This window comes from Curtobacterium sp. AC268 (genome assembly GCF_979258745.1).
Window position 1 is genome coordinate 3,025,413 of record NZ_OZ409878.1, and the last position, 23,890, is coordinate 3,049,302.

The 23,890-nt window shown below is 72.5% G+C and carries 19 protein-coding genes and 2 pseudogenes; 14 read left to right on the forward strand and 7 right to left on the reverse strand.

Going from position 1 to position 23,890, the window contains the following annotated elements; genetic code table 11:
* Nucleotides 1-50: 50 nt before the first annotated feature.
* The gene (gene xylB / locus ACZZ9K_RS14415) at nt 51-1,535 is read right to left on the reverse strand and encodes a xylulokinase (protein WP_463444417.1); all 1,485 of its coding nucleotides are present in this window, start codon (nt 1,533-1,535) and stop codon (nt 51-53) included.
* 53 nt (nt 1,536-1,588) lie between these two features.
* Nucleotides 1,589-2,782, reverse strand: coding sequence for a xylose isomerase (gene xylA / locus ACZZ9K_RS14420; RefSeq protein ID WP_111033642.1), 1,194 nt, complete (start codon nt 2,780-2,782; stop codon nt 1,589-1,591).
* A 139-nt stretch (nt 2,783-2,921) separates the two neighbouring features.
* Between xylA and ACZZ9K_RS14425 the strand changes: the two are divergent.
* The 10 genes and pseudogenes from ACZZ9K_RS14425 to ACZZ9K_RS14470 form a co-directional block, all read left to right on the forward strand.
* Nucleotides 2,922-4,055, forward strand: a pseudogene (locus ACZZ9K_RS14425) (Gfo/Idh/MocA family protein); the annotation flags it as partial.
* A 105-nt stretch (nt 4,056-4,160) separates the two neighbouring features.
* Nucleotides 4,161-4,781 (forward strand): annotated as a pseudogene (locus tag ACZZ9K_RS14430) (ThuA domain-containing protein); the annotation flags it as partial.
* On the forward strand, nt 4,766-5,878 hold the full coding sequence (locus ACZZ9K_RS14435) for a Gfo/Idh/MocA family protein (protein WP_463444418.1): 1,113 nt from the start codon (nt 4,766-4,768) through the stop codon (nt 5,876-5,878). The pseudogene ACZZ9K_RS14430 and the gene ACZZ9K_RS14435, both read left to right, overlap by 16 nt.
* Nucleotides 5,879-5,912: 34 nt before the next feature.
* Complete coding sequence (locus ACZZ9K_RS14440) at nt 5,913-6,962, forward strand: sugar phosphate isomerase/epimerase family protein (protein ID WP_463444419.1); 1,050 nt, start codon at nt 5,913-5,915, stop codon at nt 6,960-6,962.
* Between the two features lie 141 nt (nt 6,963-7,103).
* The gene (locus ACZZ9K_RS14445) at nt 7,104-8,384 is read left to right on the forward strand and encodes an ROK family transcriptional regulator (protein ID WP_463444420.1); all 1,281 of its coding nucleotides are present in this window, start codon (nt 7,104-7,106) and stop codon (nt 8,382-8,384) included.
* Nucleotides 8,381-9,412 carry an NAD(P)-dependent alcohol dehydrogenase gene (locus ACZZ9K_RS14450; protein WP_071245978.1) on the forward strand — a complete coding sequence of 344 codons (1,032 nt, stop codon included), beginning with the start codon at nt 8,381-8,383 and terminating at the stop codon, nt 9,410-9,412. Before ACZZ9K_RS14445 ends, ACZZ9K_RS14450 begins: the two co-directional genes overlap by 4 nt.
* Nucleotides 9,413-9,634: 222 nt before the next feature.
* Nucleotides 9,635-11,017: an MFS transporter gene (locus ACZZ9K_RS14455; protein WP_463444421.1), complete on the forward strand. Its 1,383-nt coding sequence runs from the start codon at nt 9,635-9,637 to the stop codon at nt 11,015-11,017.
* Nucleotides 11,018-11,149: 132 nt separating this feature from the next.
* Nucleotides 11,150-12,577, forward strand: coding sequence for a bifunctional UDP-N-acetylglucosamine diphosphorylase/glucosamine-1-phosphate N-acetyltransferase GlmU (glmU, locus tag ACZZ9K_RS14460; protein ID WP_071245981.1), 1,428 nt, complete (start codon nt 11,150-11,152; stop codon nt 12,575-12,577).
* A gap of 61 nt (nt 12,578-12,638) precedes the next feature.
* Nucleotides 12,639-13,616 carry a ribose-phosphate diphosphokinase gene (locus ACZZ9K_RS14465; RefSeq protein ID WP_027464468.1) on the forward strand — a complete coding sequence of 326 codons (978 nt, stop codon included), beginning with the start codon at nt 12,639-12,641 and terminating at the stop codon, nt 13,614-13,616.
* A gap of 74 nt (nt 13,617-13,690) precedes the next feature.
* On the forward strand, nt 13,691-14,470 hold the full coding sequence (locus tag ACZZ9K_RS14470) for a putative protein N(5)-glutamine methyltransferase (RefSeq protein WP_463444422.1): 780 nt from the start codon (nt 13,691-13,693) through the stop codon (nt 14,468-14,470).
* A 356-nt stretch (nt 14,471-14,826) separates the two neighbouring features.
* On the opposite strand, the gene ACZZ9K_RS14475 is transcribed toward ACZZ9K_RS14470, so the two are convergent.
* Nucleotides 14,827-16,461 (reverse strand): molybdopterin-dependent oxidoreductase, encoded by a 1,635-nt coding sequence (locus ACZZ9K_RS14475; protein WP_463444423.1) that lies wholly within the window; start codon nt 16,459-16,461, stop codon nt 14,827-14,829.
* Between the two features lie 172 nt (nt 16,462-16,633).
* Between ACZZ9K_RS14475 and ACZZ9K_RS14480 the strand changes: the two genes are divergently transcribed.
* On the forward strand, nt 16,634-17,353 hold the full coding sequence (locus ACZZ9K_RS14480; protein WP_463444424.1) for a hypothetical protein: 720 nt from the start codon (nt 16,634-16,636) through the stop codon (nt 17,351-17,353).
* A gap of 100 nt (nt 17,354-17,453) precedes the next feature.
* Here the strand turns inward: ACZZ9K_RS14480 and gndA are convergent, their stop codons facing one another.
* Nucleotides 17,454-18,911: an NADP-dependent phosphogluconate dehydrogenase gene (gene gndA / locus ACZZ9K_RS14485; protein ID WP_027464472.1), complete on the reverse strand. Its 1,458-nt coding sequence runs from the start codon at nt 18,909-18,911 to the stop codon at nt 17,454-17,456.
* 112 nt (nt 18,912-19,023) lie between these two features.
* On the opposite strand from gndA, the gene ACZZ9K_RS14490 reads away from it, so the two are divergent.
* From ACZZ9K_RS14490 to ACZZ9K_RS14500, 3 genes are all read left to right on the forward strand, one after another.
* Nucleotides 19,024-19,563: a gluconokinase gene (locus ACZZ9K_RS14490; protein WP_463444425.1), complete on the forward strand. Its 540-nt coding sequence runs from the start codon at nt 19,024-19,026 to the stop codon at nt 19,561-19,563.
* Between the two features lie 176 nt (nt 19,564-19,739).
* On the forward strand, nt 19,740-19,943 hold the full coding sequence (locus tag ACZZ9K_RS14495; protein WP_173036022.1) for a ribbon-helix-helix protein, CopG family: 204 nt from the start codon (nt 19,740-19,742) through the stop codon (nt 19,941-19,943).
* Nucleotides 19,940-20,317 (forward strand): type II toxin-antitoxin system death-on-curing family toxin, encoded by a 378-nt coding sequence (locus tag ACZZ9K_RS14500; RefSeq protein ID WP_463444426.1) that lies wholly within the window; start codon nt 19,940-19,942, stop codon nt 20,315-20,317. The genes ACZZ9K_RS14495 and ACZZ9K_RS14500 overlap by 4 nt, the downstream gene beginning before the upstream one ends.
* Nucleotides 20,318-20,347: 30 nt before the next feature.
* Here ACZZ9K_RS14500 and ACZZ9K_RS14505 read toward each other — a convergent pair whose 3' ends face one another.
* The 3 genes from ACZZ9K_RS14505 to ACZZ9K_RS14515 form a co-directional block, all read right to left on the reverse strand.
* The gene (locus ACZZ9K_RS14505; RefSeq protein WP_463444427.1) at nt 20,348-20,947 is read right to left on the reverse strand and encodes a class I SAM-dependent methyltransferase; all 600 of its coding nucleotides are present in this window, start codon (nt 20,945-20,947) and stop codon (nt 20,348-20,350) included.
* 185 nt (nt 20,948-21,132) lie between these two features.
* Nucleotides 21,133-22,629 (reverse strand): glucuronate isomerase, encoded by a 1,497-nt coding sequence (gene uxaC / locus ACZZ9K_RS14510; protein ID WP_463444428.1) that lies wholly within the window; start codon nt 22,627-22,629, stop codon nt 21,133-21,135.
* A gap of 62 nt (nt 22,630-22,691) precedes the next feature.
* Nucleotides 22,692-23,831 (reverse strand): LacI family DNA-binding transcriptional regulator, encoded by a 1,140-nt coding sequence (locus ACZZ9K_RS14515; protein ID WP_463444429.1) that lies wholly within the window; start codon nt 23,829-23,831, stop codon nt 22,692-22,694.
* Between the last annotated feature and the right edge of the window lie 59 nt (nt 23,832-23,890).

A 23,890-nucleotide genomic window follows, 5' to 3' on the forward strand; every position in this document is an offset into this window, starting at 1 on the left:
GCCCTGATGGAGGGCGCCGGGGGCAGGGAGTGTCGGATCCGGTGCGTCGGTCAGCGCGCCGCGGCGCGGTACTGCTCGAGCACCTCGGGGTGCGGGTCGGACGGCACGGTGGTCGTCGCGGTGTCCCACGTCGGCAGTGCGCCGGTCAGCGCCCATGCGGCCTGCTTCGCAGCACCCGCGGCGACGTACTCGCCGGGCTCCGGCACCAGGACGTCACGGCCGAACACCTGTGCGGCGACGGTGCGGACCGCCGGGTTCCGCGCAGCGCCGCCGATGAGCAGCAGCCGCTCGACGGTCACCCCGGTGTCCTGCACCGCGGCAAGTCCGTCGGCGAGGGCGCAGAGCATCCCCTCGACGGCCGCCCGGGCCAGGTGTGCCCGGTCGGTGGTCGCCGGCGTCATGCCGAGCAGCGATGCGGTCGCGTCCGGCCGGTTGGGCGTGCGCTCGCCGACGAAGTACGGCACCAGGACGAGGCCGTCGGCCCCGGCCGGCGCCTGCAGCGCCAGCTCGCCGAGTGCGTCGTGGTCGACGCCGAGCAGGCCGCCGATCACCTCGAGCACGCGGGCCGCGTTGAGCGTCGTGACGATCGGGAGGCGCGACCCGGTCCCGTCGGCGAAGCCCGCCACGGTCCCGCTCGGGTCACGCACCTCGGCGTCGCTGACCCCGAAGACCGTGCCGCTGGTGCCGAGGGACACCGCGACGTCGCCCGGGCCGAGACCCAGGCCGAGCGCTGCCCCGGCGTTGTCGCCGAGTCCGGCACCGACGACGAGGCCGGTCCGGGCGACCGCGCCGCCGGGCAGCTCGACGTCGGTGGACAGGGTGCCCATGGCCTCGTCGGGGGCGACCACGCGGGGCACGACCACGGCGTCGTCGTCACCCATCGACGCCGGACGCATCGATCGCCCGAGCGCGAGCTCGAACAGCTCCGGGTCGTACTCGCGGCGCACCGGGTCCCAGTACCCCGTGCCGCTGGCGTCGGACGCATCCGTCGCCAGGGCGTCGAGGTCGGGGCCGAGCGGGCTCTCGTCCGCCGGGCCGTGGCCTCGGAGCCGCCACGACAGCCAGTCGTGGGGGAGCGCCACGGCCGCGACGCGGGCCGCGTTCTCGGGCTCCGCGTCGCGGAGCCACCGCAGCTTGGTACCGGTGAACGACGCGACCGGCACCAGCCCCGTCCGGGCGACCCACGCCTCCTGGCCGAGCTCGTCGACCATCTGCGCGGCCGCGTCCGCACTGCGCACGTCGTTCCAGAGCAGGGCGTCGCGGACCACGCGACCGTCGGCGTCGAGCGCGACCATGCCGTGCTGCTGCCCGGCGATGGCGACGGCACCGACGTCGTCGAGGCCGCCGGCGTCCGCGACGGCGGCACCGAGGGCCTCCCACCAGTGACGGGGGTCGACGGAGGTGCCGTCCGGGTGGGACGCGCGTCCCTCGCGGACGACCGCACCGGTCGCGGCGTCACGGATGGTGACCTTGCAGGACTGGGTCGACGAGTCGACCCCCGCGACGAGCTGGCGCGCGTCCGTGTCCTCAGCCACTTCGGCGGCAGGCCGCCTCAGCTCGCGGGATGCAGCCGCTGGCGCGTCTGCCTTCAATTCCGCGCGCCCATCAAGTGCTCCATCGCGAGCTGCTGCAGGCGGACGAAGCCGAAGCCCTTGCCGCCGAAGTAGGCGTCGGCGTCGAAGTCCTCGTAGGCGGACCGGTCGGCGAGGAACGTGTCGTACGACTCGCCGTCGTTGAGCGTCGGCGTCGACAGCTCGCCGACCTTGGAGGCCTCGAGCGCTGCCTGCACCTCGGGGTCGGCGCGGAACGCCTGCGCACGCTCCTTGAGGAGCAGGTACATGCGCATGTTGGCCGACGCGGAGTCCCAGACGCCGGTGATGTCCTCGGTGCGGCTCGGCTTGTAGTCGAAGTGGCGCGGGCCGTCGTACGCCGGGCCGCCCTGCGGGGCGCCGTGCTCGAGCAGGTCGACGAGCGAGAACGCGTTCTGCAGGTCGCCGTGACCGAACACCAGGTCCTGGTCGTACTTGATGCCGCGCTGACCGTTGAGGTCGATGTGGAAGAGCTTGCCCTGGTAGAGCGCCTGGGCGATGCCGGCCGTGAAGTTCAGGCCCGCCATCTGCTCGTGGCCGACCTCGGGGTTGATGCCGAACAGCTCCGGACGCTCGAGCGTCTCGGTGAAGGCGATCGCGTGGCCGAGGGTCGGCAGGAGGATGTCGCCGCGGGGCTCGTTCGGCTTCGGCTCGATGGCGAACCGGATGCCGTAGCCCTTGTCGGTGACGTACTGGGCGAGCAGGTTGACGGCCTCGCGGTACCGCTCGAGCGCGGCCTGCACGTCCTTGGCGCTGTCGTACTCGGAGCCTTCGCGGCCACCCCACATCACGAACGTCGACGCGCCGAGCTCGGCGGCGAGGTCGATGTTGCGGAGCACCTTGCGGAGCGCGAAGCGGCGGACCTGCCGGTCGTTCGAGGTGAAGCCGCCGTCCTTGAAGACCGGGGCGGAGAACAGGTTCGTCGTGACCATCGGCACGACGAGCCCGGTCGACTCGAGCGCGCCCTTGAGGCGGTCGATCTGGGTCTGGCGTTCGGCGTCGGTGGAACCGAACGCGAACAGGTCGTCGTCGTGGAAGGTCAGGCCGTAGGCCCCGAGCTCGTCGAGCTTCTCGACCGCCTCGACCACGTCGAGGGCGGGTCGGGTCGGCCCGCCGAAGGGGTCGGAGCCGTTGTAGCCGATGGTCCAGAGACCGAAGGAGAACTTGTCTGCACGGGTGGGCGTCGTTGCCATGGTGGTCACCGTTCGTCGTCGAAACAAAATGTTGCCGCGCCCAACATAAGCGGTAGTGTTGGCTGTGGCAAGCACGTGATCGCAAAGGAGCGAGCGGATGGCAAGTAAGTCGACGGTGCAGCAACGACTGCGGGTCGCGATGGTGGGGCACGGCTTCATGGGAGCCGCACACTCACAGGCGTGGCGGACCGCCCCCAGGTTCTTCGACCTCGGAGCCGAGCCGGAGATGGCGGTGATCGTCGGGCGTGATCCCGAACGCACCGAGGCCGCTCGGCAGCAGTACGGCTGGCAGGCGGCGTCCACCGACTGGCGTGCCGTCGTGGCCGATCCCGACATCGACGTGGTCGACGTCGTGTCCCCGGGGTCCTCGCACGTCGAGATCGCGATCGCCGCGCTCCAGGCCGGCAAGCACGTCCTGTGCGAGAAGCCGCTCGCGAACACCGTCGCCGAGGCCGAGGCGATGACCGCCGCCGCCGACGCCGCCCGTGCACAGGGTGTCCGGGCGATGGTCGGGTTCAGCTACCGCCGGGTGCCGGCCATCGCGTTCGCCCGGCAGCTGGTGCAGGACGGCCGGATCGGCACCGTGCGCCAGGTCCGTGCGCTCTACCTGCAGGACTGGCTCGCCGACGCCGACGGCCCGATGACCTGGCGCCTCGACAAGTCGCTCGCTGGCTCCGGGGCGCTCGGCGACATCGGCGCGCACGCGATCGACCTGGTCGAGCACGTCACGGGGGCGTCGCTCGCCACCGTGTCCGGCACCCTCGAGACCTTCGTGACCGAGCGTCCGCTGATGGCCGAGGGGGTCGGGCTGTCCGGCACCGCGTCGAGCGAGCGCGGGCAGGTCACCGTCGACGACGCCGCGTTCTTCACCGCACGGCTCGACGGCGGCGCGGCCGACGGTGCGATCGGCACGTTCGAGGCGACGCGCTACGCGACCGGGCGGAAGAACGGTCTGACGCTCGAGATCAGCGGTTCCGAGGGCGCGATCCAGTTCGACCTCGAGTCGATGAACGAGCTCCGGCTGTACGAGTCGAACGCCCCGGCGGGGGAGCAGGGGTTCCGCCGCATCCTCGTCACCGAGCCCGAGCACCCCTACATGGCCGCGTGGTGGCCGACCGGGCACCTCATCGGGTACGAGCACACCTTCAGCCACCAGGTGAAGGACTTCGTCGACGCCATCGTCGCCGGCACCGACCCGTCGCCGTCGTTCGCCGACGGCCTGCACGTGCAGCGGGTCCTCGACGCCGTCGAACGCAGCGCCGCCGCCGGCAGCACCCTGGACGGCGACCTCGTGAGCGCCGCCGAGCAGACCCGCCAGGCGCTCGTCGTCCGCGGCGGGTGGGACGGCCACCAGCCCGTCGAGACCACCGACCTGTTCATCCCGTTCCTGCAGGACCACGGCTTCGCGGTCCGCGTCGAGGGATCGCCCGCCGTGTACGCCGACCAGGAGTACATGGACACGGTCGCCCTGATCGTCCAGGTGAACACCATGACGACCATCGCCGCCGACGAGTTCGCCGGTCTGCAGCGGGCCGTCCTGAACGGCACCGGCCTGGCCGGCTGGCACGGCGGCATCGCGGACTCGTACCGCGACAACGCCGACTACCTGCACATGATCGGCGGGCAGTTCGCCCACCACGCGGGCAAGCACCCCGACGAACGGGTCGGGGAGCAGTCGGACAACTACATCCCCTACACGGTGCACATCACCGACCTCGGGCACGAGCACCCGATCACGCAGGGCATCGAGGACTTCGACCTCGTCACCGAGCAGTACTGGGTGCTGAGCGACGAGTACGACGACGTCCTCGCCACCACCACGCAGGAGGCCCGCTCGTGGGACCCCTGGAACCGCCCGGTCACCGCACCGGCGATCTGGACCCGGCAGTGGGGGAAGGGACGGATCTTCGTCTCGGCCCCCGGACACCGGATCGAGATCGTCGAGTCGCAGCCGGTCCGCACCATCATCGAACGGGGACTCCTGTGGGCAGCACGGTGAACGAAGGGGTGCTCCGCGTCGGCGTGGTCGGCGTCGGGGTCATCAGCCAGCAGTACTTCGAGCACTTCCCGGCCCTGCCCGGCCTCGAGCTCGCCGCGGTCGCCGATCTCGACGTCGCCCGTGCCCAGCAGGTCGGTGCGGCCCAGGGCGCGCGCGGGACCACCGTGGACGACCTGCTCGCCGCCGACGACGTCGACGTGGTCCTCAACCTGACGATCCCGGCCGCGCACGCCGACATCGCCACCCGGGCACTCGCCGCCGGCAAGCACGTCTACGGCGAGAAGCCGCTCGCGATGTCCACCGCCGAGGCCGCACCGGTGCTCGCGGCCGCCCGCGCCGCCGGCCTGCGCGTCGGCAGCGCCCCGGACACCGTCCTCGGCACGGGCATCCAGACCGCCCGCGCCGCCCTCGACGACGGCGCGATCGGTACCCCGGTCGGTGCCGCCGTCGCCTGGAGCGCACCCGGGCACGAGCTCTGGCACCCCGCGCCGGCCTTCTACTACCAGCCGGGCGGCGGACCGCTCCTCGACATGGGGCCGTACTACCTGACCAGCCTCGTCACGTTCTTCGGGCCCGTCGTGCGGGTCAGCGGCAGCGCCACCCGCTCCACCCGTGAACGGACGATCGCCACCGGGCCGAACGCCGGCACGTCGATCCCGGTCGACATCGACACCCACGTCGTCGCGATCCTCGAGCACGAGGGCGGCGTGGTCTCCACCGTGACCGTCTCGTTCGAGGTGTGGGCCACCCGCGCCCCGCTGTTCGAGGTGTACGGCACCGCGGGCACACTGGGCGTCCCGGACCCGAACCGGTTCTCGGACACCGTGTCGATCGCCACCGCCGACGACCGCTCGTGGCGCGACCTGCCGGTCGCCGCCGGGTACGCCGACGCCGGCCGCGGTTACGGCCTCGCCGACATGGCGCACGCGATCGCGACGGACCGGCCGCACCGAGCCTCCGGCGACCTCGCGTTCCACGTGCTCGAGGTCATGGAGGCGGTCGCCGCCGCCGCCCGTGACCACTCGGTCGTCGACGTGCAATCGCGCGTCGAGCGACCCGCCACCGTCCCCGCCGGGTCCGCACCCGGATCCTGGTGACGGAACCCGACCACCGCGAAGAAGGACGACGACGATGACGACGACGGACGCGAGCGAGACGACGGAGACGACCCGGGCCTCCAGGCCGGTCACCCTGTTCACCGGACAGTGGGCCGACCTGCCCTTCGAAGAGGTCGCCCGGCTCGCCGGCGAGTGGGGCTACGACGGACTGGAGATCGCCTGCTGGGGCGACCACCTGGACGTCCGGCGCGCCGCGACGGACCCGGGGTACGTGGCGGACCGGCTGGCGATCCTGGAACGCCACGGCCTGCGGGTCTGGACGATCGCCAACCACCTGGTCGGCCAGGCCGTGTGCGACGATCCCATCGACCAGCGGCACGAGGACATCGTCCCGCCGCACGTGTGGGGCGACGGCGACCCGGAGGGCGTGCGGCAGCGTGCGGCCGAGGAACTGCAGTGGACCGCCCGTGCCGCCGCGGCGCTCGGGGTCGACACCGTCACCGGCTTCTCCGGCTCGTCGATCTGGAAGACCGTCGCCGGGTTCCCGCCCGTGCCCCCGGGGATGATCGACGCCGGGTACCAGGACTTCCACGACCGCTGGTCACCGATCCTCGACGTCTTCGAGGAGGTCGGGGTCCGGTTCGCACTCGAGGTGCACCCGTCCGAGATCGCCTACGACTACTGGACCGCCAAGCGCACACTCGAGGTGTTCCAGGACCGGCCGGCGTTCGGGTTCAACTTCGACCCGTCGCACTTCGTCTGGCAGGACCTCGACCCCGCCGCGTTCCTGCTCGACTTCGCCGACCGGGTGTACCACGTGCACTGCAAGGAGTCGGTGAAGCAGCTCGACGGGCGCAACGGGCGGCTGTCCTCGCACCTGCCGTGGGGCGACCCCCGGCGCGGGTGGGACTTCGTCACCGCCGGCCACGGGGACGTGCCGTGGGAGCGGGTGTTCCGCGTGCTGAACCACATCGGGTACGCCGGCCCGACCAGCGTCGAGTGGGAGGACGCCGGCATGGACCGGCTCGTCGGCGGGCCCGAGGCGCTGGCGTTCGTCCGGCAGCTCGGTACCATCGCGCCGCCGGACGCCGCGTTCGACGCCGCGTTCTCGCAGTCGCGCTGACCGGCCGTCGCGGTCGGTCGCGGTCGCGCTCGCGGTCGCGGAGGTTTCGCGCTGCGCGACAGTTCACGGGCTCGTCGGTGCGAAACTCGTCGCTCAGCCCGAAATCCCACCCACGACCGCACCCACCAACGAGGAGGACCCATGGCACGGCAGCCCACGGCGACGCCGGGCAACGCCGCGCGCGTCCTCCGGCTCGTCCACGAGGACGGCCCCGTCACCCGCGCCGAGCTCACCCGGCGCACCGGCCTGAACCGCTCGACCATCCTCGCGCTCGTCGGGGAACTCGTCGATGCCGGTCTCGTGCACGAGGAGGCCCCCGCCGCGGGGACCCCCGGTACCGGTGTCGGACGGCCGAGCGGAGTCGTCCGGGCGTCCGGCGACGTCCTCGCCGCCGCGGTCACGGTCGAGATCGACGCCGTCGGGGTCGCCCTCGTCGGCCTCGACGGCACCGTGCGCGACCGGCTGGTCGAGCCGCAGACCACCGTGCCCACCGCGACGCAGGCGATAGACGCCGTCGCACGGGTCCTCGCAGCACTCCTCGCCCGCACCGGACCGGCAGCCCGGATCGTCGGGGTCGGCGTCGCCGTGCCCGGCATCGTCCGGGTCGAGGACGGCACCGTGCGCGACGCCCCGCACCTCGGATGGCGTGACGAACCCCTCGCCGCACCGCTCGCGGAACGCCTGGGGCTGCCGGTCCGGGCCGCGAACGACGCCAACCTCGGTGCCTGGGCGGAACGGCTGTACGGCAGCGCCCGCGGCGTCGACGACCTCGTGTACCTGAACGGCGGCGCGAGCGGCATCGGCGGCGGGATCGTCAGCGCCGGCCGGCCGTTCAGCGGCGCCGACGGGTACGCGGGCGAGCTCGGGCACACCTTCGTCGCGGCGAACGGGATCCGCTGCCACTGCGGTGCGGTCGGCTGCCTGGAGACCGAGGCCTCGCGCTCGGCACTCACTGCGGTCACCGGGACCCCGCCGGACGACCTCGACGCGCTCGCCGCGGCGCTCGCCGAGGGCCGGCCCGAGGTCGAGCGGGTCGTCGACCGACAGATCACCGCACTCGCGACCGCACTGCGGAACGCCATTCACACCGTCGACCCCGAGGTCGTCGTGCTCGGCGGGTTCCTCGGTGCGCTGCTCGGACACGTCGGCGACCGGATCGACACCGACGTCCGGGCGCAGACGATGGCCGCCATGACCGACCGGCTCCGCATCGTCCCGGCGGCACTCGGCCGCGACGTCCTGGTCCGTGGTGCCGCCGAGATCGGCTTCGCGGAGCTGCTGCGCGACGCCACCATGCCCGCGGCGCTGGCGCCAGCGCCAGCGCCAGCGCCGGCGACCACGCCCGCGGCGCCCGCCGCCGCCCCCTCCACCACCCACACGTCCGGCCGCGACGACGCGGCCGAGGAAGCGAGAACCGCATGACCTCCACCCAGCGCACCAGCGTCCTGCTCGGCACCCAGGACCTCACCGTCGAGGACCGCCCCGTCCCCGCCGTCGACCCGGGCGACGTGCTCGTCCGCGTCGCCGCCGTGGGGGTCTGCGGCTCCGACGTGCACTACTTCCGCCACGGCCGCATCGGTGACTTCGTCGTCGAGGAGCCCCTCGTCCTCGGGCACGAGCTGTCCGGCACGATCGAGGCCGTCGGCGCGGGCGTCGACCCGTCCCGCGTGGGGGAGCGCGTGGCCATCGAGCCGCAGCGCCCCTGCCACCGCTGCGCCCAGTGCCTGGCCGGCCGCTACAACCTCTGCCCGCACATGCGCTTCTACGCGACGCCGCCGGTCGACGGGGCCTTCACCGAGTTCGTCACCATCGAGGCGGAGTTCGCGCACGTCCTGCCCGACGCCGTCTCGTTCGAGGCCGGCGCGCTCCTCGAGCCCCTGTCCGTCGGCATCGCCGCCGTCCGCAAGGCGGGCATCGTGCCCGGTTCGTCGGTGCTCATCGCCGGCGCCGGTCCGATCGGCATCATCTGCGCCCAGGTCGCGAAGGCCTTCGGTGCGTCGCGCATCGTCGTCAGCGACCTGGTGCCGGAGCGCCGTGCGCGGGCCCTGGAGTACGGCGCCACCGAGGTCGTCGACCCCACCGCCGTGTCTGTCGCGTCCGACATCGTCCCCGTCGACGCGTTCATCGACGCCAGCGGTGCACCCCGAGCGGTGTCGGACGGCATCAAGGCGGTCGGTCCGGCGGGTGCCGCGGTGCTGGTCGGGCTCGGCAACTCCGAGATGACGCTGCCGGTCGAGCACATCCAGAACCTCGAGGTCACGGTCACCGGGATCTTCCGGTACACGAACACGTGGCCGGTCGCCATCGAGCTGGTCGCGTCCGGCCAGGTCGACCTCGACTCGCTCGTCACCGGTCGCTTCGGGCTCGACGACGTCCGCGAGGCCCTCGAGAGCGACACCGACCCGGAGTCGCTCAAGTCCGTCGTCTACCCCGGCGGCGTCCCGGCCTGAGCGACCTGCGCGTCGTCCGGTGCGGGCTTCGCCAGCCTGGGCCGAGTTGCCCGCCTGGTGCGGCGTTGCAGCCGGGCACGGTGCGTGGAAGCTCGCACCGGGTGACGACGCTCGCACGGTGCGGACAGGAGGCTCGGGGCCAGGCCGCCCCGCGCCTCCCGTCCGGCACGTGACCCGGAACGGGGCCACCGCCGCGTCACCGGGACGCGCTACGGTTCGCGCATGACCGCTTCACCGGCCGCCGTCGTGCCGCAGCGCACCGACCGGCGCGCGCTCGTCTCCTGGGCGCTCTGGGACTGGGGTTCCGCCGCGTTCAACGCGGTCGTCACCACCTTCGTGTTCAGCACGTACCTGGCCAGCCGGGCGTTCGTGGACCCGGCGCTCGTCGCCGACACGTCCGCGGCCGGCAAGGCGATCGTGGAGCGGGAGCTCGCGCACAACGCGGCCGTCGTGTCCACCGCACTGACCATCGCGGGCATCGTCGTGGCCCTGGTGGCACCGGCCATGGGGCGGCTCGCGGACTCGTCCGGGCACCGCCGCCGGTCGGTCCTCATCGCCACGATCGGCGTCGCGCTGTCGATCGGCGGCATGGTCTTCGTCGCGCCGAGCCAGCCGTACCTGCTGCTCGGCGCAGCCCTGCTCGGCATCGGCACCGTCGCCTACGAGATCGCGAGCGTGGGCTACAACGCCATGATCGGGCAGGTCGCCTCCGGGGAACGCACCGGCCGGGTCTCCGCCATCGGGTGGGCGGCCGGGTACTTCGGCGGGATCGTGCTGCTCGTCCTCCTGCTCGTGCTCTGCATCCAGGACTTCCGTGGCGACGGGGTCGTCGGCGGGCTCCTGCAGCTGCCGGCGACGGTCGCCACCGGGCAGTGGGACGTCCGTGTCGCGATCGGCATCGCCGCCGTCTGGCTGGCCGTCAGCTCGATCCCGCTGTTCCTCACCGTGCCCGAAGCGGTGCCCGACCGCACCCGCGGCGGCGGCGTGTTCAGTGCCTACGCGGACCTCGGCCGGGACATCGCGCGGCTCTGGCGCGAGCGGCGCAACGTCCTCGCCTTCCTGCTCGCCAGCGCGGTGTTCCGCGACGGCGTCGGGGCCGTCTTCACGTTCGGCGGGATCGTCGCCGCGCAGGTGTTCGGGTTCACGCCGTCGCAGGTCATCCTGTTCGCCATCGCCGCGAACGTCGTGGCCGGCATCGCGACGTTCGTCTCCGGACGCCTCGACGACCGGTTCGGGTCGCGTTCGCTCATCATGGTCTCGCTCGTCGGCCTCGCCGTGTGCGGGGTCGGGGTCTTCGCCGCCGGCAACGAGACGCAGTGGTTCTGGGTGCTCGGACTGACCCTCGCCGTGTTCGTCGGCCCGGTGCAGTCGTCGTCCCGCGCCTACCTGGCGCGGCTGGCGACCCCCGGCCGCGAGGGCGAGCTCTTCGGCCTCTACGCCACCACCGGCCGGGCCGCGTCGTTCCTCGCGCCGGCACTGTTCGGCGTGGCCGTGACCGTCGGTGGGTCGACCCGGTTCGGGATCCTCGGCGTGGTCGTCGTGCTCATCGCCGGGCTGGTGCTGATGGCGTTCGTCAAGCGGGAACCGCAGGGCGCGCGGGCCTGATCCACGGCGGGCCGTCGGCGCGGCCTGGAGGCGCGGCGCACCTCCGTCCACAGGCTGCGGTTCTGCGCACGGTTCCCCACAGGGCCGTGGTCAGGTCGGGCGGCCCGGGCTGCGGTGCGCCAGGATGGGTGCATGACCGACCAGCGCATCGCCGTCGTCGTCCTCGCCGCCGGGCAGGGCACGCGCATGAAGTCGTCCACGCCCAAGGTGCTGCACCGGCTCGCCGGACTGCCGCTCATCGGGCACGTCCTGCGCACCGCGTCGTCCCTCAGCCCCGAGCACGTCGCCGTCGTCGTGCGGCACGAGCGTGACCTCGTCGCGGCCGAGGTCGTCGAGCGCGCACCCGACGCGATCGTCGTCGACCAGGACGACGTCCCCGGCACCGGCCGCGCGGTCGAGGTGGCGGTCGAAGCACTGCCCGCCGACTTCGACGGCGCCGTCGTGGTGCTGTCCGGCGACGTCCCGCTGCTCGACGCCGCATCGCTCCGGCTCCTCGTCGACGCCCACGTCGGCGGCGGCAACGGGGCGACCTTCGTGAGTGCGATCGCCCCGGACCCGACCGGTCTCGGACGGATCGTGCGGGATGCCTCCGGCGCCTTCGTCAGCGTCGTCGAGCACAAGGACGCGACGGCCGAGCAGCTGACCATCACCGAGGCGAACGCGGGCATCTACGCGTTCGACGTGGCGCACCTCCGTGCCGCGCTGCCGTCGCTCACCACGGCGAACGCCCAGGGCGAGAAGTACATCACCGACGCCCCCGCGCTGATCAGCGAGCGCGGCGGGCGCATCGACGTGGTCACCCTGACCGATCCGTGGCTCGTCGCCGGCATCAACGACCGTGCGCAGCTCTCCGACGCCGCGCGGGAACTCAACGCCCGCATCGTCCGCCGCCACCAGCTCGCCGGCGTCACCGTGCAGGACCCGGCGACCACCTGGATCGACCTCGACGTCACCATCGAGCCCGACACCGAGGTCCTGCCGGGCACCCAGCTCATCGGCGCCACCGCGATCGCCGCCGGAGCCGTCGTCGGGCCGGACACCACACTCCGCGACACCGAGGTCGGGGCCCGCGCCACCGTGAACCGCGTCGACGCCACCCTCGCCGTGATCGGGGACGGCGCCTCGGTCGGCCCGTTCGCCTACCTGCGGCCGGGCACGATCCTCGGAGACGACGGCAAGATCGGCACCTTCGTCGAGACGAAGAACGCCCGGATCGGTCGCGGCAGCAAGGTCCCGCACCTGTCCTACATCGGCGACGCCGAGGTGGGCGAGGACTCGAACATCGGCGCGAACACCATCACCGCGAATTACGACGGCGTGCACAAGCACCGCACCGAGGTCGGCTCGAACGTCCGTACAGGCTCGCACAACGTGTTCGTCGCCCCCGTTAGGATTGGTGACGGTGCGTACACCGGCGCCGGGACCACCGTCCGCAAGGACGTTCCGGCAGGATCGCTCGCGATCAGCTACGCCCCACAGCGCAACACCGACGGATGGGTCGAGGAACACCGACCCGGCACACCGGCGGCCGAGGCTGCTCGGCTCGCGAACGGCGAATAGATCCCGGCGACCACCCGTCGCCGACATCGACCCCTCGTGGGTCAGGGAGTGAGCACCGCACTTGTCCGGAATCAAGACAACCGGCCAGAAACGACTCGTCCTCGTCTCGGGGCGAGCACACCCGGCGCTCTCTGCCGAGATCGCGGAGGAGCTCGGGGTCGACCTCGTGCCGACCGATGCCCGGACCTTCGCGAACGGTGAGCTCTACGCCCGCTTCGACGAGTCGGTCCGTGGCTGCGACGCCTTCGTCATCCAGTCGCACACCGCGCCGATCAACGAGTGGCTCATGGAGCAGCTCATCATGGTCGACGCGCTGAAGCGTGCCTCGGCGAAGCGCATCACGGTCGTGGCACCGTTCTACCCGTACGCCCGTCAGGACAAGAAGGGCCGTGGCCGCGAGCCGATCTCGGCCCGCCTCGTCGCAGACCTGTTCAAGGCCGCCGGCGCGCACCGCATCATGAGCGTCGACCTGCACGCCGCGCAGATCCAGGGCTTCTTCGACGGCCCCGTCGACCACCTGTTCGCCATGCCGGTGCTGCTCGAGCGCTTCCGTCAGATCCTCGACCCGAAGACGCTCACCGTCGTGTCGCCCGACATGGGCCGCGTCCGTGTCGCCGACATCTGGTCCGAGAAGCTCGGCGCCCCGCTCGCCATCATCCACAAGCGCCGCGACCCGCTCGTGCCGAACCAGGTCTCGGTGCACGAGATCGTCGGTGACGTCAGCGGCCGCGTGTGCCTGCTCGTCGACGACCTCATCGACACCGGCCGCACGATCGCCAAGGCTGCCGAGGCGCTCAAGAACGCCGGCGCCACCGGTGTCGTCGTCGCCGCGACCCACGCCGTCTTCTCCGACCCGGCGACCGAGCTGCTGCAGAGCGAGTTCATCGACCGCGTGGTCGTGACGGACACCCTGCCCCTGCCGATGGACAAGCGCTGGGACCGCCTCGAGGTCCTGCCGATCGCCCCGCTCATCGCCCGTGCCATCCACGAGGTCTTCGACGACGGCTCGGTGACGTCGATGTTCGACGGCGCAGCGTAGCGGAGCCGTCGAACCATGGGCACAGCCGACGGCGCAGGACCATCTCCGCGACGTGACGTGTCCCGTCGCCCGTGGTGACCCACCCCGCGCGTGACGCCCTCGCGGCCCGGCTCCGGGCCGCGGGGAGCGTCTTCGCCGAGGACGAAGCCGACCTGTTGCTCGAGGCCGGTGACGGTGAGCCGGTGCGACTCCGCACCCTCGTGCAGCGTCGGCTGGCCGGTGAGCCGCTCGAGTACGTGCTCGGCTGGGCCGCCTTCGACGGGCACCGCATTCGGGTGACCCCCGGGGTCTTCGTGCCGCGAGCCCGCACCACCGTCGTCGTCGAGCAGGCTGCGCGTCGACTGCAGCGTTACGACCGCGTGGTCGACCTGTGCTGCGGCGCCGGCGCGATCTCGGTCGCCCTGTTCGGCCGCGTCGGCGCGCTCGACCTCGTCGCCACCGACATCGACCCGGACGCCGGCGACGTCGCAGCCGAGAACATCGGCGACCGCGGCATCGTCGTCGCCGGTGACCTGTTCACGCCGCTGCCCGATCGGTTCCGCGGGGCCGTGGCGGTCATCGCGGTGAACGCCCCCTACGTGCCGACGGCCTCGATCGAACTCATGCCGACCGAGGCCCGCGAGCACGAACACCGCGTCGCCCTCGACGGAGGTGTGGACGGCCTCGACCTGCACCGGCGGATCGCCGCGGGTGCGGGGGAGTGGCTCCGCCCCGGCGGTGCCGTCGTCATCGAGGTGTCCGAGGCCCAGGCCGAGGAGTCCGCCGCTGCGTTCACGGCCGCGGGCTTCTCCACCGTGGTCGAGCGGGACGCCGAGGTCGACGGCACCTGCGTCGTCGCGATCCTGCCCGCCTGACCACTGCCTGCCTGACCCTGGCTTTCCCGCCGGACCCCGGCGTCGAGCGGTCACGACATGCCGCTCAGGTTCGCTGGGGCGGCACGAAGTGTCGCCTGGGCGTCCGCGAACCGACGCTTTCTGCACCCCCGACGTGACGCACGTGGCGTGTCGCGCGACCAGGGCGAGGGGCGGGGCGGGCTGGCACCGGGCCTCCAGGCCGTCGGGTGCCCGGAGCGCGTCGGCGACGAGCGGTCACGACACACCGCTCAGCTTCGCCGCGGCGGCACGAAGTGTCGCCCGCGCGCCCATGAACCGACGCTTTCTGCTCCCCCGTCGGCAGCCAGCGGGCGTGTCGCGGACCCACTCCCGGACGGTCAGCGCGCGTCGACCGTGACCGTGTGCCAGCCCGTTGCACCGTTGGGAGCCGGCGGCCGGTCCACGCTCGTCTGCACCTCGCCGTCCGCACTGGTCGCGCGCACCTCGATGCGGTGTGAGCCGGCGGCCGGCGTCCACCGCACCACCCACTGTCGCCAGGTGTCCGCAGAGACCGAGTCGGCGAGTTCGGCGCGCTGCCAGTCGCCGCCTCCGACGCGGACCTCGACCGCCTTCACGCCCTTGTGCGGCTGCCACGCGACCCCGGCGATCGCGACCGGCTTGCCCGCGGTCACCGTCGACCCGTTCCGCGGGGTGTCGATGCGGGACTCGAGCTTGACCGGGCCACGCTCCGACCAGCCACGCGGGGTCCAGTAGCCCTGCGCGTCGGCGAACCGGGTGACCTCGAGCTCGGTGACCCACTTCGTCGCCGAGACGTACCCGAACAGGCCCGGCACGACCATCCGCACCGGGAACCCGTGCTCGGTCGGCAGGGGCTCGCCGTTCATCCCGACCGCGAGCAGCGCCGCGGTGCCGTCGTCCTGCAGCACGTCGAGCGGGGTGCCGGCGGAGAACCCGTCGATGCTCCGTGAGAGCACCATGTCGGCGTCGCCCGCCGGACGTGCCCGGGCGAGGAGCTCCCGGATGGGGTAGCCCAGCCAGCGGGCCGTGCCGATGAGGTCACCGCCGACCTCGTTCGACACGCAGCTCAGGGTGGCCACGTGCTCCTCGAGCGGCAGTGCGAGCAGCTCGTCCCACGTCAGCGTGATCTCCTGCTCGACCGCACCGTGGATGCGGAGCGACCAGTCGGCGGGATCGACCTGCGGCACCCGCAGCGCCGTGTCGATCCGGTAGAAGTCGGCGTTCGGCGTGATGTACGGGGTGATGCCGTCGACGTCGAGCGACGCACCCGCGGGGACCGCCGGTGCAGCGGTCGCCGCGGCGGGCAGCCGGATGGCCCGCCTGGCAGCAGCGGCCGCCTGCATCGCGGACGACCCCAGCCGGGAGGCGGTGCCCACCACGACCGCGACGGTCGCCGTCGCGACGCCCCAGACCAGGAACGTCCGGCGCTCCGTCGACGCGGGTCGCGGTGCCGCCGTCGGCACGGTCGCCGCGGCCTCCCACCGGCGCAGCCGCTGGAGCAGCAGGCGCAGGACGACCACCGCTGCCGCGATGCCGAGGACCGTCGGGGTGCCGTCGAGCGTCCCGCTGCCCGAGCGGGTGCTGACGGCCAGCAGGGCCAGCACACCACCGGCGGCGAACACGAGGGCGCCGAAGGGCGGGCGCACACGTTCGAGGACACCGGCACCGGCACTGATCGCGATGACGATCACCGTCATGAGCACGAACAGGGCGACCTTGTCCCCGGTGCCGAACACGGCGACCATGAAGTCCTTCGCACCCGGGGGAGCGAGGTCGATGACGGCGGACCCGACGGCGACCAGGGGGCTGCCCGCTCCGCCGAGCAGCAGCGCGCCGAACTCGGCGACACCGAGGAACGCGGCGGCGGCCACGACGCCGACGATCGCGGCGATCAGCGTCCAACGTCGGGTCGCAGGGCTGTCGGGCCCGCTCGGGCCGTCCGACGGACCCGCCGTCGATCGACCGATCGGTTCGTCCGTCGTCTCGGTGGTCACCGCCCGAGCGTAGGTCGCCCGGCCGCTCGTGGGCTGTGTGTGCGGGCTTCCCCGCGCGTTCATCGGGTTCGGCCAGCAGGTGGCGCGTGGCTCGTGGGAGGATCGGACCGTGCTGCAGCGTCCGGATGGTGTCCCGCGGTCCGGTCGTGCCCGCGGTGCACGGCGGACACCGATGTCTCCGGCACGTCGACTCGCCACCCTGCGCTGGGTGATCGTCGCCGTGTGGCTGGTCCTCCTGATCACCCGGATCGTCGTCGTCTCGACGGCGCCGGGCGTCGACCTCTCCTGGTACGGCATCGTCGAGTTCGGCGCGATCGCCCTCGGCGTCGTGGTCATCGTGGTCGCCGTCGTGCGGACCGCGACGGCACGGCGGCGGCAAGCGGACGAGGCTCTCGCGCTCGCCATCCGGCGGATCGACCCGACGGTGTGGCTCGTGCCGGCGGCGCCGACACCGGAACTCCGTGGCATCGTCGACGAGGTCCGTCCGGACACGCACCTCGGTTCGCGCGTGACCTGGGCCTTCGGTGCCACCGAGGCCTCCCTGTGGGAACTCGACGAACGGCGGGCGACCCGGCTGCTCGTGATCCGGTGGAGTCGTGTCGTGCACGTCGGACTCGAGGACGTGGCGGACGGCTTCGACAGCTCGGGACGACTCGACGGTGCAACAGCGGCAGGCGGCGCGGGGCGACCCGGTGGCTCGCCGCGACCTGGCGGTCCCGGTGGTGCTCGCCGCGCGTGTGCGGTGGCGATCCACCACGTGCGACCGGACGACACCCCCGCCGTGGCGACCTTCTTCGTCCGGACCGCCCCGGGTTCGCGTCGGCTGCTCGGACGCGGTCCGCGGCTGGACCGACTCGTCGCCGACCTGGCACGGGAACGCATCGTCGCCTGACGCGGCGGAGGGCCCCGGGTTCAGCGAGGCCCTCCTGGCGATGCCCCGCACCGACCACGGTGGTCGGCAGGCGGCGCGGCAGCGGCAGCGGGCGCGGTCGTCAGTGCGTGGACGGCTCCTGCTCGACCTCGCGGCGGTCGTCGTCGGACCACAGCGTGTGGAAGGTGCCGTCCTTGTCGATGCGCTGGTAGGTGTGTGCGCCGAAGAAGTCGCGCTGGCCCTGGATCAGCGACGCCGGCAGACGGTCGGACGCGAGCGAGTCGAAGTACGACAGCGCGGACGAGAAGCCCGGCGCGGGGACGCCCGACGCGGCCGCGATGCCGACGATGCGGCGCCAGGCGGCTTCGCCCTCGGCCACCGCGTTCGCGAAGTACGGGTCGACCAGCAGCGACTCGAGCTTCGGGTTCTCGGCGTACGCCTCGACGATGCGGTTCAGGAACTGGGCCCGGATGATGCAGCCACCCCGCCAGATCTTCGCGACGTTGCCGAGGTCGATGTCCCAGCCGTACTCCTTCGCCCCGGCGATGATGAGGTCGAACCCCTGCGCGTACGCGACGACCTTCGAGGCGTAGAGCGCCGCACGGACGTCGTCGGCGAAGGTGTCCGGCACCTCGGCGATCTGCGGACGGTTCTTGACCGACTGCTGCACGGCGGCACGCTGCGTCGGCTTCGACGACACCGCACGGGCGAACACGGCTTCGCCGATGCCCGAGACGGGGATGCCCAGACCCACGGCGTTCTGCACGGTCCAGACGCCGGTGCCCTTCGATCCGGCCGCGTCGCGGATGACGTCGACGAGCGGCTTGCCGGTGTCGGCATCGCGCTGCTTGAGGACCTCGCCGGTGATCTCGATCAGGTAGGACTCGAGGTCGCCCTTGTTCCACTCGTCGAAGACCTGCACCAGGTCCTCCACCGAGAGCCCGCCGACGCGACGGAGCAGGTCGTACGACTCGGCGATGAGCTGCATGTCGGCGTACTCGATGCCGTTGTGCACCATCTTGACGAAGTGCCCGGCGCCGTCGGTGCCGATGTGGGTCACGCACGGTTCGCCTTCGGCCACCGCGGCGATCGACTTGAGGATCGGCCCGAGCGTCTCCCAGGCCTCCTTCGAGCCACCGGGCATGATCGACGGGCCCTTGAGCGCGCCCTCTTCACCACCGGAGATGCCGGTGCCGACGAAGTTCAGCCCCTTCTCGCGCAGGTCGTGCTCACGTCGGATGGTGTCGTGGAAGTTCGCGTTGCCGCCGTCGACGATGATGTCGCCCGGTTCGAACCGTTCGGCGAGCTGCCCGATAACGGCGTCGGTGCCCTTGCCGGCCTGCACCATGATGATGGCCGTCCGGGGCTTCGACAGCGAGGCGACGAACCCGTCGATGTCCTCGGACGCGATGAACCCGGCGTCGCCGTGCTCCTGGAGCAGCTCCTCGGTGCGGGCGTACGTGCGGTTGTAGACCGCGACCGTGTTGCCTTCGCGCGATGCGAGGTTGCGGGCGAGGTTCGAGCCCATCACTGCGAGTCCGACGACTCCGATGTTCGCCTGACCGTTGTTGTCTGCCACGAGGGTCTCCTTTGTCCTGACGTTGGCGCCCAACCTACGACCGGTGGTCTGGGACCGCACAGGTGTTCCGGGAACTGGGGACCAGAGTTCACCGGATCAATACTGTGGAGGGATGAGCGAGCTCGCTGTCCACCCGCCCGTCCTCGTGATGGGAGTCTCCGGCTCCGGCAAGTCCACCATCGGCCTGGCGCTCACCGACGCCCTGGTCGCGCAGGGCGAACCGTGCGTCTTCGTCGACGCCGACGACCTGCACCCGGTCGCCAACAAGGAGAAGATGCGGCAGGGCATCCCGCTCACCGACGAGGACCGTTGGCCGTGGCTCGACGCCTGCGCCGAGCGGATCGCCGCGGTCGAATCGGACGGCTCCCGGTGCGTGATGGCGAACTCGGCGCTCAGGCGCGCCTACCGGGACCGTCTGCGCGAGTCGGCGCCGGGTCTCGTCATCGCCTTCCTCGACGGGTCGCGCGACCTGATCGCCGAACGGCAGTCCCACCGCCAGCACGAGTACATGCCGACGACGCTGCTCGACTCGCAGTTCGCGACCCTCGAGCGGCCGCAGCACGACGAGGCCGCCGTCGTGGTGTCGATCGACGGATCGGTCGACGCCACCGTGCAGGAGATCCTCGCCGCGCTCGCGGTCACCACCGACTGACGAGCGTCGACGACTTGCGACGGATCCTGGCGGTTCCTCCACAGGGCGCAGCACGGCCGTCGCCGTCCCCAACCGATCCCCGGTCCCGTCTACTTCGAGGCGGACGCTCGTACCGTCGTTCCATGACCACGATCACTGCAGCCCGTTCAGATACCACTCTTGGTACCATCGACCCCATGGCCATGACCCTCCGACTCGACGATGCCGAGGCAGCGGCGTTGCGCAAGCGTGCTGACCTCGAGGAGCGCTCGATGCAGGAAGTCGCCCGCGCCGCCATCCGCGAGTACGTCGAGCAGCACAGCCGCAGCGATCTGATCGACGGCGTCCTCGACCGAGAACTCCCGCGCTACGCAGAGGCGCTCGAACGACTCGGCAAGTGATCCACCTCACGACCGACGAGGCGTTGCACGTCGCTCGTCGGACCCTGGGGGCTGACTACGCGATCCGCGACGTCGGACTGCTCGAGGCGGCGGTCGCGCGACCCGCCGCGTCGGTGGGCGGGAACGATGCCTACCCGACGCTGGTCGAGAAGGCGGCGGCGCTCGTCCACTCCGCCGTCCGGAACCATGCCCTGGTCGACGGCAACAAGCGCCTCGGGCTGATGCTGCTCGTGGTCTTCCTCGGCGTGAACGGGGTCCGGCTCCACGCCTCGAACGATCAGGCGTACGACCTCATCGTCGCGATCGCCGAAGGGGAACTCGATGCCGTACCGGAGATCGCTGCGGCTCTGAGCTCGATGGTCTCGGACGCCTGAACGGCCGCTTGGACGGGGAACGGTCAGCGATCAGCGGCGCACCGCACTGATCGCCCCGTGCGGCCGGTGCCCCGGGCCCGTGCGGGTGTGGACGTCCACCACGTCGAAGCCCGCTTCGTCCAGCAGCGCCGCCAGGGACGCGACCGGCCAGCGGTAGGCGGTGACGACCGCGTGGGCGAAGGCCTCGACCGCGGCGCCCTCGAAGAACCCGAGCAGCAACCCACCGCCGGGGGTGAGCACCCGGCGGAACTCGGCGAGTGGCCCACCGATCCGCGACGGCTCGTGGTGGATCACCGAGTACCAGGCCAGGACCCCGTCGACGCTGCCGTCCGCGAGCGGGAGCGCGTCGAGCGACCCGACCCGGAAGTCGACCGAGGCGCCGTGCGTCCGTCGTGCGTGCTCGACGAACTCCGGCGCCGCGTCGATGCCGCTGACCCGGTGCCCCTGCCGTGCGAGGTGCGCCGTCCAGTGACCGGGGCCGCACCCGGCGTCGACCAGGGCACCGCTCTGACCTGCTGCCCAGGCGTCGACGAGGGCTCGGTCGTCGGGGTGGACGGCGCCCATCGACCCGAGCAGCGCCGCGTACTCGTCGGCCCGAGCGCTGTACGCCGCCGTCACCCGCTCCGTCATGCGCCCGACCGTACCGCCGCAGCGCCGAACCGTGCGAGGTTCCGTGTTCCGTGCGACCCGGCACCCTCGCACCAGGCACGGAACCTCGCACCACGCGGCAGCACCGCGCAGCACCACGCCGCACCACCCGCGCCGCGCCGCACCACCCGCGCCGCGCCGCACCACCCACGCCGCACCCGCCCGCGTCAGAGCTTGAACGTCGCCCGCGGGATGTCGGACACGATGCGCCGGGCGGTGCGGACGGCGTCCTCCTCGGAGACCTGGTGCGTGACCACGAGCGACGCCAGGTACGCCGCGTCTGCCCGCCGCGCCATGTCGTGCCGCGCGGGGATGGAGCAGTACGCGCGGGTGTCGTCGATGAACCCGGAGGTCTTGGCGAACGACGCGGAGTCGGTGACGGCCGACCGGTAGCGCCCGATGGCCGCGGGCGTGTCGATGAACCACCACGGTGCGCCCGCGTACACGGCGGGGTAGAAGCCCGCGAGCGGCCCGATCTCGCGCGAGAAGACCGTCTCGTCGACGGTGAAGAGCACCAGGTGGAACCCGGGAGCGGTGCCGAAGGACTCGAGCAGCGGTCGGAGCGGCTCGGTGAAGGACCCGACGGCCGGCAGGTCGTGCCCGGTGTCCGGCCCGAAGCGCTCGAGCGTCGGGGTGTGGTGGTTCCGGATCACCCCTGGGTGCAGCTGCATGACGAGGCCGTCCTCGACGCTCATCTCCGCCCAGCGGTACAGCATGTCGTGCCGGTACGCCGTCGCCTCGGCCTCGGTGACCGACGACGCATCGCGCAGCGCCGCAGCGTGGATGCGTTCCCGCTCGCTCGACGGCAGGGGAGCGGAGCCCGCGTCGAGCACCCCGGTGTCCGTGGCGGTGGCGCCGTGCTGGATGAAGTACTGGCGACGTGCGCGGAGTGCTGCCAACAGCCCTGCGTGGGTGCCCGTGTCGATGCCGGCGGCCTCGCCGATCGACGCGACCACGGGCCTCCAGTCCGACCGCGTCGGGTCGAACACGGCGTCCGCGCGGAACGTGGGGAGCACCCGGCCGGTGAAGCCGGGGTCCGCCGCGAGCTGCGCGTGCGCAGCGAGGTCGTCCGCCGGGCCGTCCGTGGTGGCGAGGACCTCGATGCCGAAGGCGTCGAAGAGCGCGCGTGGTCGGAAGGCGGGGGTCGCCAGCAGGCCGGCGATGTGGTCGTACTGGTCGTCCGCGTTCGCGGCGGACGGCGCCTGGTCGAGCCCGAACACGTCGTGCAGCTCCGTCTCGAACCAGTAGCGCACGGGGGTCCCGAGGAAGTCGTCCCAGTGCTCCGCCAGCTGCCGCCAGACGGCGCGGCCTGGCGGCGTCGGCTCAGCGGCATCGCGCCAGCGATGCGCCGACGCCGCCGGGCGAGCCTGCGAGCCCGGGCGGGGCCCCGACAGGTCCGCGCGTCCGAGCGCGGCCAGGTCCACCCCGTTCGCGTGCAGCAGGCGGAGCACGTAGTGGTCGGGCGTGATGAGCAGCGACGCGGGGTCGCTGAACGGCTGGTCCGAGGCGATCAGCGCCGCATCGACGTGCCCGTGCGGCGAGATGATCGGGGCGTCCTTGACCGCTTCGTACACGGTGCGTGCCACGGCTCGCGCTCCGGGGTCGGCGGGGAACAGCCGGTCAGGGTGCGGCGCGAGCCGGGTGGTGGTGCTGGTGCGGGTCATCATCGACTCCTTCGGGTGTGGCGAGTTCGCCGGTGGCGAGTGCGGGGGTTGCTCGTGCGGGATCAGTCGGTGCCGGCGCGGGGCGCCAGCCCGGTCGACTCGCGCACGGTCAGGTGGGTGGGCAGGGCGACGGCGCCGGACATGTGCTCCCCGGGCAGTTCGTCGGCGGGCAGCGCGCCGAGCCGTCCGAGCAGCATCCGGATCGCGACCCGGCCGGCCCGCTCGATCGGCGAGGTCATCGTGGTGAGCGGCGGGTTGCAGAAGTCGGCGCCGAAGATGTCGTCGCAGCCCACGATGCTCATGTCCTCGGGGACGCGGACCCCGCGCTCCCGCAGCCGGGCGAGCATCCCGATGGCGATCAGGTCGTTGAAGGCGATGCACGCGGTCGCGCCGGCGTGCACGGCGGCGTCGGCGGCCGCGGCACCGGAGTCGACGAAGGGTGCGTGCGGCCCGACCCGGGCGACGCGGATCCCCAGGCGCTTGGCGACCTGCACGAGGGCGCGCCACCGACGCTCGTTCGACCACGAGCTGTCCGGCCCGGCGACGTACAGGATCTCCCGGTGTCCCAGCGACACCAGGTGCTGCACCGCCTGCTCCACCCCGCCGGGGGTGTCGATGAGCACCGAGGGCACGCCGGTGGGCCGCCGGTTCACGACGACCAGGGGGATCCGCTCGGCGAACCGTGCGATCTGCGCGTCGGACAGGCGTGACGCCGTGAGCACGACCCCGTCGGCCTTCGCCCCCACCGCGGTGAGTGCGGCCATCTCGGCGTCGGCGGACTCCTCGGTGTCGACGAGCAGCTGCGTCCAGCCGGCCCCGGCGAGCTGGTGCTGGGTGCCCCGGATGACGTCGAAGTAGAACGGGTTCGTGATGTCGGACACGAGCACGGCGACGGCGCGGGTGCGCCCGGACGTCAGCGCCCGGGCCTGCGAGTTGGCGACGTAGCCGAGTTCGCGGGCTGCACGCTGGATGCGCTCCTGTGTGACGGGGTTGACCCGGTCGGGCAGGGACAGGGCGCGGGAGACGGTGGACGCGGCGACCCCGGTGGCGTCGGCGATGTCGCGGATGGTGACGCGACGTGCGGCACCAGCGGCGGCGCCGGCAGCGCGAGCACCAACGGCGGCGCCCGCGCCAGCGGCGCCACCAGCAGCGCCTGCGGCACCGCCCGTGCGCCCGCCGCCGTCCGTCGAGAGGTCCTTCACGAGGCCGAACGTATTCGCGTCTGGCAACAAGTGGCAACCGGTTGCCGCATGTTGCCAAC